Origin of the sequence: Arenibacter latericius DSM 15913, from assembly GCF_000424985.1 — a bacterium.
GTDB lineage: Bacteria > Bacteroidota > Bacteroidia > Flavobacteriales > Flavobacteriaceae > Arenibacter > Arenibacter latericius.
Map to the genome: position 1 here is coordinate 1 of NZ_AUKX01000071.1, position 14820 is coordinate 14820.

Annotated in this window: 15 protein-coding genes; 1 reads left to right on the top strand and 14 read right to left on the bottom strand. The window is 34.7% G+C overall.

Annotation, left to right across the window (positions count from 1 at the left end):
• The coding region (locus tag H344_RS20570) for a transposase (protein ID WP_034256823.1) at positions 1–258 on the top strand (258 nt) is incomplete at its 5' end.
• Positions 259–637: 379 nt separating this feature from the next.
• On the opposite strand, the gene H344_RS0115950 is transcribed toward H344_RS20570, so the two are convergent.
• From H344_RS0115950 to H344_RS20585, 14 genes are all read right to left on the bottom strand, one after another.
• A complete protein-coding gene (locus tag H344_RS0115950; protein ID WP_026811206.1) occupies positions 638–1888 on the bottom strand; it encodes a GNAT family N-acetyltransferase in 1251 nt (416 codons plus the stop codon).
• A gap of 16 nt (positions 1889–1904) precedes the next feature.
• Positions 1905–2948, bottom strand: coding sequence for a peptidoglycan bridge formation glycyltransferase FemA/FemB family protein (locus tag H344_RS20575; protein ID WP_169514982.1), 1044 nt, complete (start codon positions 2946–2948; stop codon positions 1905–1907).
• A 57-nt stretch (positions 2949–3005) separates the two neighbouring features.
• Entirely contained in the window at positions 3006–3836 is an 831-nt protein-coding gene (locus H344_RS0115960; RefSeq protein WP_026811207.1) for a hypothetical protein, read from the bottom strand.
• A gap of 25 nt (positions 3837–3861) precedes the next feature.
• Positions 3862–4878 (bottom strand): peptidoglycan bridge formation glycyltransferase FemA/FemB family protein, encoded by a 1017-nt coding sequence (locus H344_RS0115965; protein ID WP_026811208.1) that lies wholly within the window; start codon positions 4876–4878, stop codon positions 3862–3864.
• A 13-nt stretch (positions 4879–4891) separates the two neighbouring features.
• Entirely contained in the window at positions 4892–6016 is a 1125-nt protein-coding gene (locus H344_RS0115970; RefSeq protein ID WP_026811209.1) for a glycosyltransferase family 4 protein, read from the bottom strand.
• Between the two features lie 15 nt (positions 6017–6031).
• On the bottom strand, positions 6032–6643 hold the full coding sequence (locus H344_RS0115975; RefSeq protein ID WP_026811210.1) for a formyltransferase family protein: 612 nt from the start codon (positions 6641–6643) through the stop codon (positions 6032–6034).
• Positions 6621–7232 carry a sugar transferase gene (locus H344_RS0115980; protein WP_026811211.1) on the bottom strand — a complete coding sequence of 204 codons (612 nt, stop codon included), beginning with the start codon at positions 7230–7232 and terminating at the stop codon, positions 6621–6623. The genes H344_RS0115975 and H344_RS0115980 overlap by 23 nt, the downstream gene beginning before the upstream one ends.
• Positions 7233–7358: 126 nt before the next feature.
• A complete protein-coding gene (locus H344_RS0115985; protein ID WP_026811212.1) occupies positions 7359–8558 on the bottom strand; it encodes a glycosyltransferase family 4 protein in 1200 nt (399 codons plus the stop codon).
• A 4-nt stretch (positions 8559–8562) separates the two neighbouring features.
• Positions 8563–9699: a non-hydrolyzing UDP-N-acetylglucosamine 2-epimerase gene (gene wecB / locus H344_RS0115990; RefSeq protein WP_026811213.1), complete on the bottom strand. Its 1137-nt coding sequence runs from the start codon at positions 9697–9699 to the stop codon at positions 8563–8565.
• A gap of 19 nt (positions 9700–9718) precedes the next feature.
• Positions 9719–10852, bottom strand: a complete 1134-nt coding sequence (locus tag H344_RS0115995) for a polysaccharide biosynthesis C-terminal domain-containing protein (protein WP_026811214.1) — start codon at positions 10850–10852, stop codon at positions 9719–9721.
• Positions 10853–10983: 131 nt separating this feature from the next.
• Positions 10984–11412, bottom strand: coding sequence for a cupin domain-containing protein (locus H344_RS20580; RefSeq protein WP_051254370.1), 429 nt, complete (start codon positions 11410–11412; stop codon positions 10984–10986).
• On the bottom strand, positions 11413–12417 hold the full coding sequence (locus H344_RS0116005) for a polysaccharide biosynthesis protein (RefSeq protein ID WP_026811215.1): 1005 nt from the start codon (positions 12415–12417) through the stop codon (positions 11413–11415).
• A 5-nt stretch (positions 12418–12422) separates the two neighbouring features.
• Positions 12423–13499 (bottom strand): glycosyltransferase family protein, encoded by a 1077-nt coding sequence (locus H344_RS0116010; RefSeq protein ID WP_026811216.1) that lies wholly within the window; start codon positions 13497–13499, stop codon positions 12423–12425.
• Between the two features lie 350 nt (positions 13500–13849).
• The coding region (locus H344_RS20585) for a transposase (protein WP_157378345.1) at positions 13850–14820 on the bottom strand (971 nt) is incomplete at its 5' end.

The following is a 14820-nucleotide window of genomic DNA, read 5'->3' on the forward strand; positions in this document are numbered from 1 at the left end:
ACATCGGGAACCAGTATAAGGGGCAGGACAAAGGTTAGTAACCTAGCCAACAAGAAAATAAAGAGCCTACTTGATCTATGTGCAAAATCGGCCTTACAGCATAATCCGGAAATGAAAGCATATTACCAGAGGAGACTGGAGGAAGGAAAAAACAAGATGAGCACAATCAATATTATTAGAAACAAATTAGTGTCCAGAATGTTTGCAGTTATTACGCGAAATGAACCCTATATTAATCTTATGAAATATGCAGCTTAGGATTGTTGATAAATTAAAGTAGATATCCTTTTTTTAATCATAGAATACAGGCGGGCCTGCCCTTCAATTCACGTGGGTTTACCTGTTGCGACCATCGGTCGACTTGTTATCGTAACTTTCTAATTAGACCTCATAGGATTTTCCCGATGTTATTGAGTTGCTTAATTCTCCGAGTTAATTATAAAACCATGTTTGGTTTGGTAACTAGGTGAGCTTATTATTGATTGGTTGATTTTGGGAGACAAATAAAATCTTAGTTACCTTTTTTGTTGATTTCGCATAAAGAAATGGTCTTAGTTTATTATCTAGGATAGTATAATTAATACTTACTAATTCGTAGCGCTCATAAGGTTATAAGTTTTAAATGAATACAAAAAGGTTATTGCTCTAAAATGGTTAGTAATACACTATGATTTTTACCTATAAATACAAAATTGCACTTATGGTTGGAAAGCTGTTTAATGGATAAATCTTTTTCAGATTCGTTGTTCAGGTATAAAAATTCAGATATCATTGTGCGAAACTGTTCCCAATCCTCACTATTTTTAGAAATATCTTTATAATGTTCTAAGCCCGATTCTTTCTCCAATGGGGAAAAGCTAAATTTTGACTTTTCAACTTTTACAGCTTTTTTACTCTTTAAAAGAAAGGTTAATGTGTGGAATTTAGTGTTTATATCTTTCTCCCTTAAAAATTGTTTAAGCTTAAAATAGTTTTTAATATTCCAAGCTAGAAAAGTTGCTAAGGGAGAGTTGCCGTCATAAATAAGGTGGTACTCAAAATGGTATTCTAAATTGGTCCAGCGCTTTTTATATTCGTAATATCCTTTAGAAAAATCAAAGGCTCGTAGTTTGTTGTCTAAAGTCCACTCAATTAATTTCATGATATTTACTGAGCCCAAATGGAACTTCTCATAGTCAATATCAAATACTGTTATGGCATCTATTAGAGTATTGCTCTGAATATAGTTTAAGGTTACTGCTATAGGTGTTTTACCATTATATATTACAAATAATGCTGCATCTTTCTGTAGGATCATTGGATAGGTAGCTTCTTTATAGAAATTCCACTCCTTAGATTCCAAGTTATTATTGGTAATTTGTTTTTGGAGGAATCTTTTTTTTAATAGTGCCTCAAAATATTCAAAGACAAGCTGATATTCTTCAACTTCCATTTTACCATGGTACATCTTATAGCGAATATCAAAACAGGATTCCAGCCTTTTTTTATATTTATTTAGTTTATACCTGCTATTTTTACTAAAGGTTTGGAGCATATAGTCATTGTAATCCTCATATGACTCTAGGTTTAATAAAAATCCGGGATATTGCTTTATTCTTTCTCTTTTCAATTTCTTACCTCTAAAACTATCCGTAGTTTCAGAATGTACGGGAACATCATAAATGAGGAAAACTTTATTCCTTATTTCATTATCTATTTTATCATTATCTATAGAATATAACATGCCTTTGGTCATATTCCTGCCCACATTGATATAAACGGGAAGTAAAGAATGCTTATAGAAATCAATTCCCTTTAAAGATAGGAAGGTAAATATTGGAGAGCCTGCTTGAAAGTGTTGCATCCAAGTGGTTGTAAATACTTTCGTGGAAAATGGATTATTAAACATGTATGGAGGCTTAGGATTAAAGGTTGCACCGGTAGCATGGGAAAAAGAGAGTACAATCTTTATGAAAAACAGTACATGCCTTTTTTTCTTGATTTTTAAGTGCTAGTTCACCGTAAGCCTTATCGTTAACAGTATACCGCCAAACCGTAAACTGTTTATAATCCTTAGAAAACCCTGCTTTAAAATCGAACAATGAATCTTTTTTATTTCCTATCCCCCCACCAAGATTAAAGAATTTGTAATTTTCATTAGTGGCTATCCTTCTCATTTCATCTATTAATAACTTAATAGCATAATGTTTTAAAAAATTGGCGTCGGCACCAGATAAGTGGTACTGTATAATCTTATTTTTTTCTATAAACATAGCGCCTGCAATAATCTTGTCGCTATTTTTATCCAAGGCCAATAATATTCTAGTGTTAAAATCTGTTGCATTAATTAGCTTAAAAAAATATTCTTCATTAAAGAAATATTCTTTTTTGGCACACACCCGTTTCATATTTTCATAATACAAGGCAATATATTGTAGCACCTCTTCCTTGGTTTCCGCATATTTCAGGTTGCACACCCTTCTAGCTTTATTAATTTGCGTTCTAAATCTTTTGTGATACTCTTTAACTTGTTCTTCCTCACTTTGGGAAATATCTATATTAACCACCGTGCTTAAGGGGGTTATTTCGCCCAATCCATTTAAGCAGAATTCTTGATTAGGAATAAACGGATTTAGTCTAGAGAATATAGAGACGATGTTATTATCTATAAGAACTTTGTTAAATTTAGAAGTGAATGAGGTAGGGTTAAAACTTTCATCAATATTTTTAGAAATGGGACCAGCATAACCATATACAGAGGTACAATCCATATAGTCAGAATCAGGTATATTCCTTAATAATAAGGGGATTGCGATAAGTTTATCCTTTTCAGAATAGCTAATTAAAATAGGTTCCTCACCCTCATTTTTAGTTATTTGATGATATTCATAGGTGTGATACATATCGTAGGTGTCTACCATTTTCAATATGGTATTCCATTGCTCCTTATTTTTGATTACCTTGAACATCCCTCTATAGGTTTGAAAGAATAACATTAACCATTTTCATCAATAAATATTTCAGAGTTATTTGTTAAAAACAGAGGTGAAATCCAATTTTGTCAGCCCAAATTCTTTTCGGAAACTATCAGTAACAAGTTTTACTCGGTACTTCATTAATTTTCGAACAATATTTTCGTAGAAGTCCTTTTTTAGAAAGCTATAGGAGTTCATTTTTTTTACGGCCTCGGGAGTGCTACAATAATTCTCAGTATTACCAATGCTATAAATAGCTCCAGGAAAGGGTAGGGGATGCATCTCTTTACCATTACCTAAGGAAGTAAAATCATGATTATATAGTGGGTATGGTTTTTTCTGTAATAATTGATCTATATATTCCGATTTCACAATGATACAGGTACCACATAAGACATTAAAGGTATTCTTATTGAGAAAAATCAGATTACTTCCTTCATTGTAGATATACCCTTTTGAAATAAACCAGCCGGGAACATCATTGGTGTCTTCTTCTGCAAACTTGGCAATATGTTTACTTATACAATCATCGGCATCTACCACCATATAATGCGAAGCGTTATATTTTTTTGCATAGGCTACACCTTGCATAATTTTTTTTGCTTTATCAGCTTCTTTGGCGGCATTTCTATAGTTTAAGGGGTCATCTGATTGCAGTTTTTCAATATTTTTTGCAGTAGGAGGGTCAAAATCCACCTGTATATATTCTAATGAAGGATGCTGAAAATTGAGTTGAGGTATTTCGTGGCAAACTGCAATTACTTTAAAATTGCTACTAGTTTGTTGGCAAATAGATCTCATTGTTCTTTCCACCAAAATTGAAAACACTTCCCAATTAGTGGATATTTGGGCACTTTTTATGGGTACAATAAAAATAATCATTTGGGTATTTTTATATATTATTAATTTATGCAGTGGCCCGGTACGCCGGAAAATAATCGGTGTCCGTTATATCGGCATCTTTTTTTAGTTCGTTATAAATGTGCTCGTCAACTATTAGTTTCCAAACATTAAATTGTTTTATATCCTTGGAAAAGGAAGATTTAAAATTAAACAGAGCATCCTCCTTACTTTGGTAACCCCCACCAAGATTAAAATAGGTGTATTTTTCCTGGGTGCCAATAATTCGCATTTCGTCCAATAATAATCTAGAGGGAGCTATGTTCATGAATTTCGGATTGGTTCCAGAAAGATGATACTGAATAATATTATTTGTTTTTACGAACATGGAGCCAGCAGCTACTGCTTTACTTTCATTATCAATCGCCAAAAGAATTTCCGTTTCAAAACCGTCGCTTTTAAGAAACTTAAAGAAGTAATCCTCATCAAAAAAATAGGACGAATCGGCTTCTAATTTTTTCATAGTCTCTATATAAACATCAATAAAGCTCCTAATATCCTCTGCAGATTCTGCTTTTCGAACAGAACATAATCTTCTTGCTTTGTTTGTTCTACTACGGGTATCTCTACGGTATGCAGACCGCTGCTCATCTAAAGTTTGGGTAAGGTCTATATTAACGACTTTCCCAATTGACTTTACTTCCCCTATGCCTGATAATACCTTAGTCTGACATGGAATATAGGGGTTAAGTCGAGAGAAAACTGATATGATATTTCTTTTCTTAAAATAATTTATAAGGGAATTTTGAAACTCCTTAACTGCATTATCGTCTAAGGAATTATTGCATATTGGTCCAGCATAACCATAGACGGAGGTAGCATCTAAATAGGGAGTTCCTTTTATAGGGCGTATTAATAGTGGAAGCGCTATTTTAAGTGTATCCTTGGAATATAAAAATAACACAGGGTCTTCTGAATCTTTTTTAGACAGGTGATGGTAATTATAGGTATGATAGAAATCAAAACTCCCCAACTGCTCTAAAGCATTCTCCCACTCCTTTTTCTCTGTTATTATATCTAACATGGCTTTAAATAGGTTAAACGAGTTTATTGTAAATAGCCACAGTCTTATTAGTCATGGCCTCTATTGTGAAATTTTTCAGTGCTTTTTGTTTGCCTTTCTCGGCAATAGTATCTCTGAGTTCCTTATTCTCTATTAGGGGGTTAAGAATATCTGCCAATTCTTTGGCATTACCATTTTGAAATATAAAACCATCTATACCATGGTTAATCTGATCTAGAGCCCCATTAGTGTCTGTTCTAATAGTGCAACAATTACTCATCATTGCTTCCACGGATACTAGGCCAAAGGCTTCATATTTTGAGGGAAGTATAAAGATATCGAACAATTCATAAAAGGGTTTAGGGTCTTGAAAAGGTACAATACTTATTTGATCCTTTAGTGGTGATTGTTCAATTAGTTCATTTAGCCAGCTTTCATCAGAATCTAACCAATAGTCACCTAAGAAAACTACCTGCAAGTTTTTTGAGGTGGTCTTAGGGAGGTACTTCTCTAGAGCAGTAATTAGGACATCTAAACCTTTATCCTCAGTAATTCTCCCAACATATCCAATTAATACTTTTTCTTTTGGAAGGTTATATTTATTTCTTAATATGTTTAGCTCCTTTTTAGGAGTTTTTTCAGCATACCTTTTAGAGATACCATGGCATATAACCGACACACTTTCTGGCTCTGCCCCTAAAACTTTTATACCATATTCTTTGGACTCTCTACTTATAGCGATTAACTGAGTTGGATTTTTATACTTTAAACTCTTTTCTAATTGTCTATTTACATTATGTACTGTGGATACAAATGGTTTGTTTAATAACCATGGTATAAAAGACATATTAGGGGATTGAGAATGGATTACATCGGGTTTAAGTTCTTTTATCCATTTAAGTATTTGGTAAACAGCACCAATAGAAATAGCAATCTTATTAAGGGTATTTCCAGAGGGCGTTTTAAACGTTCTAATTTCTGTACCTAAACTCTTAAATTCATTCTCAATTTTAAGCAAGTATTCGTTGTGTGAGTCCGTTATTCCACCGGAAATAATAACAAGCTCATGCCCTAGATGAACAAGCCCTTGGGCGAGATCTAAGGTATGTAGAGTAACCCCACTTTTTTCAATTCTGCTGAGTAAAAAAAGAATTTTCAAAATACAAGCTTTGTTTTAATTGAGTTTTTGGTTTTTAAAGTGTTTCTTTTCTAATAAGGAAATAGTCTTTAGGACTATCTTTTTTCCTTTTTTTCCAAACTTTGGATAAACCGTTTCAAAAGTGTCATTTTCCTTAATCTTAACTACCTCCTGGCATAATATGGTTCCCTTATCTATTTCCTCGTCTATAATATGCGTAGTTAGTCCAGTGATCTTTACGCCATAGTCTATGGCCTCTTGTATTGCCTTATGTGTTTTTAAAAAACTGGGAAAGAGGGAGGGATGAATATTAATAATTCTGTCAGGAAAAGCTTTTAATAGGTCCTGTTTAATTACATACTTAAAACTCAGTAATAAGACATAGTCTATATTCCGTTGTTTTAGTACTTGTAATATTTTTTGTTGGTACGCTTTATTGTTTTGGAAATGATCTCTTTGCAGACGTATGGTTTCTATACCGGCGTTCTCTGCAGCTTCTGCAGCACCACAAGGTTCTGCCTCGTATATTAGCAGACTAATGGAAGAGCGATTCAGTACTCCTTGCGAGTATGCATTAATTACGTCTTTAGCGTTACGGCCCCATCTAGAAACCAAGATGGCCCAATTAAGCTTTTCTTCTGTGTTCATTTAAATTCGGCATTATGGTGGCATCCACGGTTATATCTTTTGATATCAGTACGTTTTTAATGGTTTTAAAAAAAATCTTAACATCAAGTAGGAACGAGATGTTTTCTACGTATTCCACATCTATCCTAAGTCTTTCATCCCAGCCAAGGTTATTTCTTCCAGATACTTGAGAAAGACCTGTGATTCCAGGTAATACGGTATGCCTTAATCTTTCTCTTTCCGTGTAAACTGGTAAATATTGGGTTAATAAAGGACGGGGTCCAATCAGACTCATATCCCCTTTTAGAATGTTGATTAATTGGGGTATTTCATCCATTGAAGTTTTTCGGACAAATTTTCCAACTGTTGTTAAGCGTTCTCCATCTGGTAAAAGATTGCCTTGCGCATCCTTTTTATCAGTCATGGTTTTAAACTTTATAATGCTGAAGATACGCTCGTTCTTCCCAGGTCGCTTTTGCAAAAAGAATATCTCACCATTATTAAAAATATACAACAATACCGTAAGCAAGATAAAAATCGGGCTTAGAAGTAACAGCATCGTTAACGCTATCACTAGGTCTAGTATACGTTTAAAAAAATGTTGGTACATAATGGTTGTCTATATAACAACCAAATTAAGTATTTAATTTCGTCAATAATTAATAAGAAGGATGAACCTATCAAAATTATTGATTAACGGTAATTTATCAATAATCAGCATATTTTTAGACCTAAACTAGTTGCTTTTAAGTTGAGACATTATGTTCTTATAGGCCATTGAAACCAATAGGTTATTTTTTAGGTGGTGGTATCCATTTTCTCCCATTTCCTTTCTTTTTTCGGGATTGCGGTATAGTTGCAACAACTTTTCTTTTAACAGTTCTGTTTTACCCGCCTCTGCCCAAAGACCTGCTCCAATTTCTTCTAAATGGGGGCCAAAATCTGTATTTACGTCTATAGAGGCTAAAATGGGCACTTTGGCATTATAGTAAACAAGAGATTTAGAAGGAATATTGGGAATAGTGAAATCTTCACTTAAAGAGATTAAGCCTACATCAGCAATTTGTAATACCTTAAAATACTCTTCCCTTGTTAGGTAGTCCTTAACTTTAATATTGTCTAATTTTTCCTTGAGAATCATTCGATTTAAGTTCTCCTTTTCATTATCACCACCAATAATTAAAAAGAAAATATCTTTCATTGCGGCACAAGATTTGGCAAGGGCAACTATATTCTCCATTTTTTGTGGTCTTCCAATATTCCCTCCGAACATTACTATAAATTTATCTGTAAGACCATATTGGTCTTTAATCCTATTTATTTCGGATCGCTCCAAATTAGGCTTTAGGGGAGTCCAATTTGGTAATAAATGTAATTTACTAGGGTCTTGATCGGGGTTATGTTTTTTTACATATTCTATATTTCCTGGAGACATACATCCAATATAATCTGAGGTTTGGTACATTTCTTTCTCTTTTTTTCTAAAATAAGAGTAGGCTACCCCATTAGGACTCATCATCTGAAGATCAACGACATTTTGTGGAAAGATATCACGAAGTACCAAATACATTTTTGCGCCATATTTTCGTTTTATCCAACTGGCTACGTCAACTAATGTTATTGGAGGAGTGGGCATCATAACTAAATCAAAATTTAAGTCGATTTTAGCTTTTTTTAAGGCCCGTTTATATTGGTAAGGTAAGAGGAGAGTAGCCAATCCTTTTTGTATTTTACCAACCCTGAACATCTTCATAGTCGGTACTCGTAGTATAGGTATCCCATCCTCAACTTGCAACCCCTCTATATTTGCATCATATGATGGGGCTACCACTGTGATATGATGGCCGTTATCACGAAACTCAGCAACAAGTTCAGTAAACATATTGTGATATTCGTCCATATTGGGAACGGCAAGTCCTAAATAAATAATTCTCATAAACTTAAGATTTTGACCAAACTACTCTGTTAATGTAATCTACATAAGAAATTATTATTCTCACTACTTTTTCACTAACGTTGGGCATGGAATAATCTGCTACCTGTCTAAAGTTACGTTCAGGGTTTCTTTCTTGAACATCAAGGGCTGCAAGGGCCTGTAAGATGCGTTCAGGGTTAAGTCCCACCATCATCACCGAGGCTTCTTCCATCGCTTCTGGTCTTTCATGGGCCTCCCTAATATTAAGTGCCCTAAAGTTTAATATGGACGATTCTTCAGAGATGGTTCCGCTATCAGATAACACTGCAAAAGAGTGATATTGCAATGCGTTATAGTCCGAAAAGCCCAGAGGTTTTAGAAATTGGATGTTTTTATGGGTATCCAATTTCTTTTCATTCAACATGTTCCTAGTACGGGGATGGGTAGAAACAATGATAGGGTAGTCATATTTTTCGGCTATTAAGTTTAGGGAAGTTATTAGGCCCTCAAAATTTTTAGGATTGCTAATGTTTTCTTCCCTATGTGCAGAAACAACAAAGAATTTCTGCTTTTCCAGTTGCAGTTTTTCCAACACATTAGAAGCCTCTATTTTGGCTTTAAAATTCCCTAATACCTCATACATGGGACTTCCAGTTTTTATAACTCTATCTGGGGATAATCCTTCTCGTAATAGATATTCTCTAGCAATATCGCTATAGGTCATATTAATATCCGCTATATGATCTACTATTTTACGATTGGTTTCTTCGGGTACACGTTGATCAAAACAACGGTTACCAGCCTCCATATGAAAAACTGGAATTTTTCGTTTTTTTGCTGGTATAGCGCAGAGACAGGAATTGGTATCTCCTAGAACTAAAAATGCGTCTGGTGCTAACTCTTGTAATAGAGGGTCTATTTTAATAATGATATTACCTACAGTTTCCGAGGCATTAGTTCCGGCAGCGTTTAGAAAATAATCAGGTTTCCTGATTCCTAAATCATCAAAGAATATTTCATTAAGTTCGTAATCGTAATTCTGTCCGGTATGTACCAAGGTATGCTCTATGGCCTCATTAGCATCGAGGGCATTAAGAACACAGGCTAATCTTATAATTTCTGGTCGCGTTCCCACGACGGTCAGTACTTTTAATTTTTTCAAAGTAGATGTTTTATGTTAATTACACATTTACAAAATAGGTATCTGCATCTTGAGGATCGTAAGGCTCGTTAATCCAAAATAAGGTGATCAATTCTGTATTTCCAATGTTTTTTATATTATGGGTATACCAAATAGGCATATCTACATATGCTGGCTCATCGCCGTCTAGGTAATAATCTATGACCTCATCTGTTCCAATTTTACGCAATTGAATTAATGCCTTCCCACTTATTACAGCAAAACGTTCGGCTTTTCTAGTATGAAAATGATTCCCTCTAGTGATTCCTGGCACCGTGGTAGAAAAAGAGAATTGTCCGCTAGTTTGGGTCCGTGCTATTTCTACAAAGCTGCCTCTATTATCGGTGTTTTTTATGAATTTAACTGGGTAATGACTAGTGGGTACATAGCATCTAAAAGTATTAAAAAGTGATTTCTCAAAGTCCTTTTCTAGATTAGGGAAAATCCCATTCTCCATATAATCTCTTTTGTACTGCTGTAAGAGGGCAAGAATTTTAGATACTTTAATGGTTTGGGTTGGAGCAATTTTTATTTCAGTTGAATTTTTATGGATCAATTCTCCTTCATTACCATTTTTGATAGCCTTAATAAAGATTTGGACCAATTCATTAATATAAATAAGTCCAACCTCACCATCATTTATTATAGTAGGTTCTTCATTATGTGCAACTTTATGACAAAAGGTAGCTACAACGGAATTGTAATTTGGTTTTCCAAAAGGTCCAAAAACATTGGGGATAGTTAAAGAGGTAAATTTACCACCTTCATTTGCAGCCCATTCCATAAAGATTTGTTTTCCTTCTTTTTTGGATTTACCGTAAAGGTTGTCTTTTTCCTCTTGAGAGGAGGAAGAAAATAAGATGTGCGGAGTAGCGCTAACGGATTTACAGGCACTTACCAATTGGTTCACCAAATCTATATTAGTGTTGTAAATTACTTTTGGATCTTCATGACGATTCATGGCAGCCAAGTGTACTATTACATCACATTGGTTAACGAAATCTTCTAGCATTGCTTTGTTATCAAAATAAAATCGTTCAAACGGGATTAGGGTTACCGTATCGTCTAAATTTAAAGTGTTGTAAAGATGATTTCCTACAAAACCGGCTTGTCCGGTTATTCCTATTTTTATCATTGATGCTGATTTTGCCTTAATCGGGTGAAACTAGTTTTCTAGAAAACTAGCATTATTTAATGTCTGTAAAGCTGATTATGCAATTTAAATTTTTCTAATCGGGTTTAATTACTTTCAACTACTATTACTAGTTACCATTCTACTTTCCACGTCTCTAATGGAAATCGTATATCGTCTTTGGAAGACTCTTCTAGAGTGAAATCTGAAAATACCATTAATTTAGAATGCTCTTGTAACGCTTTAAATCCAGTAGCGTTCCCTCCGGGTACTTCCAAAATAATAGGGGTGTCTGCATTCAGATTAAATCGCTCTATTTTATAATCTGCTTTTGGAATATTCTTGTTTGTAATATTAACCACATTGATTACAAAGCTTCCACTATGGCAATAGAACCATTTTCTTTCCCACTCGTGGCCTTGCCACGCCCGTATAATTTCCGTTGTTTTGGGCGCTATCTCATAAAATCGGACTATTGGAGACATATTAAAAGAATTGAAGAATTTTATTTTCCCTCTATTATCTTCATGGGTATCTCCTTGGCTGAGAACGGCTTGTTGCATTTATAAATTTTCTTTAATGAATTTTAAATTTAATAATGTCTCTTTTAGGGATGAGTTGGTTAATTGCTCCGTATTATGGGAGTGATAATCTTCAATTACACTTATATCAGTCTCTCCTTCAGAGAAATACCTGCTATAATTAAGATCTCTATTATCTGCTGGTATTCTGTAGAACTCACCCATATCCTGAGCTTTTTGCATCTCTTCTCTTGTACAAAGGGTTTCATATAGTTTTTCCCCATGTCTGGTACCAATAACTTTAATTTGGTTTTTGGCATTGAAGATTTCTTTAATCGCCTGTGCTAGGTCACCTATGGTACTTGCAGGGGCTTTGTTTACAAAAAGATCACCTTGATTACCGTTTAAAAATGCAAAAATCACCAAATCCACGGCATCTTCTAGAGACATTAAAAACCTCGTCATTTTGGGGTCGGTAACCGTTAGGGGGGTATTTTCCTTAATCTGTTTTACGAATAACGGTATCACGGAACCTCTAGAGGCCATTACGTTTCCATACCTGGTAAGACAAACGATAGTACTGTCATTAGGAATATTCCTTGACGCAGCTACGGCAACTTTCTCCATAAGTGCTTTGCTGATTCCCATGGCATTAATAGGGTAAGCTGCCTTATCTGTACTAAGGCAAATAATACGTTTTACATTATTGGCAACAGCAGCATCAATTGTGTTTTGGGTTCCAAAAACGTTAGTCCTAGTAGCTTCTATAGGGAAAAACTCACAAGATGGTACTTGTTTAAGCGCGGCTGCATGGAAGACGTAATCTACACCCTGCATGGCCTTGGCAATACTGTTATAATCCCTTACATCGCCGATATAGAACTTTACCTTCTCGTTCTTTAGTTGATTACGCATATCGTCCTGCTTCTTTTCGTCTCTGCTAAAGATGCGGATTTCTTTAATGTTCGTTTCTAAAAAACGGTTTAGCACGGCATTCCCAAAAGAGCCTGTACCTCCAGTGATTAGTAGTGTTTTATCTTTGAACATATGATTTATTTATCTTTTAAAAAGTTAATAACATTTTCTTCGAATAAGGAGTAGTCTTCTTTTACATCATTTAAAAAAGCACGACACCCGTTTTTAAAACTGTGATGACAAAAATTATCTCGGTAGGTAATTAGTTTTTGAGGTAATTCTTCATAATTATCAACTACAACACCCAGTTTATACTTTTCAATTATTTTACTTTGCTCTGTATCTCCGTTAACAATGCATGGAATATTATATACGGCCGATAGGTAAAGCCTATTACTTAATAAGGTATCTCCTTTGTTGCTGTCTTTACGACTAATTAGGATATTTAATAAATCGGTATTTTTTAAAAGATAAGACTCGTCCTCTTTTTCATAGGGGCCATAAAACTTAATGTTTTCTACATTTTCAGCATTGATCTTTTCTTTTAAATCTGGTATTGCATATCCGAAACCAATGAACTCCATTTCAAATCTCTTGTCATTTTTTAATTGATCTATAAATTTGGAATCGGAATTATAATCCTTAATTTGGCCAATAGTATCTATCTTTAAAGTCTTCTTCTGTAACGTTTTTTCTCGTTTCTGAATATTATTTAAAGAATGGTCAACAAGTTGGATATCTATGTTATGGCCTAAAACATAATTCCCGTTAGGAGGTAGCCATTGTTTAAAGCCATTAGAGGAAATACATACAAAACTAGACTGCGCTACAAGCTTTTCAAATCTACTTTTAAAATAGTTTATTACAGGTGAAAAATCTCTGATATCCAAAATATATTTTTTCGGATAGTTTTTAAATAGAAAATCACCCATTAAAACTCCTAATTGACCTGAAAATACAATTACCTTATCATATTTATTTTTTTTAAGATGCTCAGTTAAAAAATTTCTGAATTTTAGAAAATCCCATGTCCTCAATAATGGAAGAGATGTTTTTACCTTGTTAGAAAATGAAATGCATCCTTCTTCATCTATTCCACTTCTATCCCAATTATATAGGTCATATTCTATATTTTCTTTTTCTAAAATGATTCTATAGTATTTGAGGTATGGGGAAGTGAAAATATTATTAGGGAACAGTAAGGCAATTTTCATGGGGGTTTAGTTTTATTGAGCAACTGGCAATAAATATATCTATTATTAAAAGTAATGGAATAAAAAACCTACCAATGGCTAAGAATTGTGGATAAGATGTATAAATTAATTTTAGCTAACAGGATTAATCGATATCTTCTCGATATGTTGTTACAATAAAGATTGTAAATTAATAATAGTATTTATCCTATAACGGGGTGATTTATTAGAAGGATTATAATTTATTTAATTATGAATCTCATTGAAATATTTGAATGGGATACTACCTGAAAAATGAATGCTTTTCAATTTTAATTTTGCTTAACGGGAGTTTGCGCAGCAACTCCATTTTTTCATAAAAATAACAACTTCTAACTTAGTTTAAGTCGATTAAGGGAAGTTTTGTCGTTCCGTAATTCTGGAGTCTGAAGCCTTGATATTGTAAGAAGTTGGCTCACATGGCCCACAATTGGACGCAAGATGGCTGATATCATAGGACGAAGCTCTTTGAGCCTGTTTTTAAGCTCCTTTGGGCCAAGTATGGACATAAGTCTCCTAAGGTTATAGCAGGTCATCATCAGGTTCACCTCCGAGAGCACGTGCTGCTTTCCTTTCATCAAGGTATACGTGAAGCCCCATTGCCTTTTTAAAGTTCCGAACTGGTGTTCCGTGATCTGTTGCCTAAGTCTATAGTACTCCGGGTTTTCTTCCACTCTTTTTTGATTTTCCTCCAAGGCCTCTTGATAGATGGAACGTTCTATGAATCGTCCATTTTTATTAGTGGTACACAGATGTCTTACGGGGCATACCTTGCAAGCTTGCCTGTTCTTGTAATGCTTCACCTTGTGGCCCGCCTTATCGTAAACGGTTCCATTGGTTTTCAGAATTTGTCCGTCGGGGCAGGTATAGTTGTCCTTTTCCTTGTCGTATTTAAAATCGATCATTGGATAAAGGCCGTTGTGTTGGGAGGAATGCTCCTTTGGGGAGGAGTACGGCGTGATCCCGTTCTTGGTGCATATGTCCAAATGTTTTGCAGTTGTATACCCTTTATCCGTAAGTGTGCGCATGCTGTCCACATTCAGAAGTTCTTTGGTGTCCAGTGCCATGGGGGAGAGTGCATGGGTATCGTTCACCGTCCCCGTATCATTGTTGACGAAGAGTTTATGCTTTGCATCGCAGCCCGCTTGCACGTTATAGCCTACATTGATAATGTTGCGGTGCAGTACCACGGACCTGGCATCGGGGTCGGTAAGGCTGATCTGTGTTTCCCCGCTTTCTTCGAGTTGCTTTCCAATTGTGCGGTACCTGTCTTTTTTGATACCTGATAGGCTATTTTGCCTTG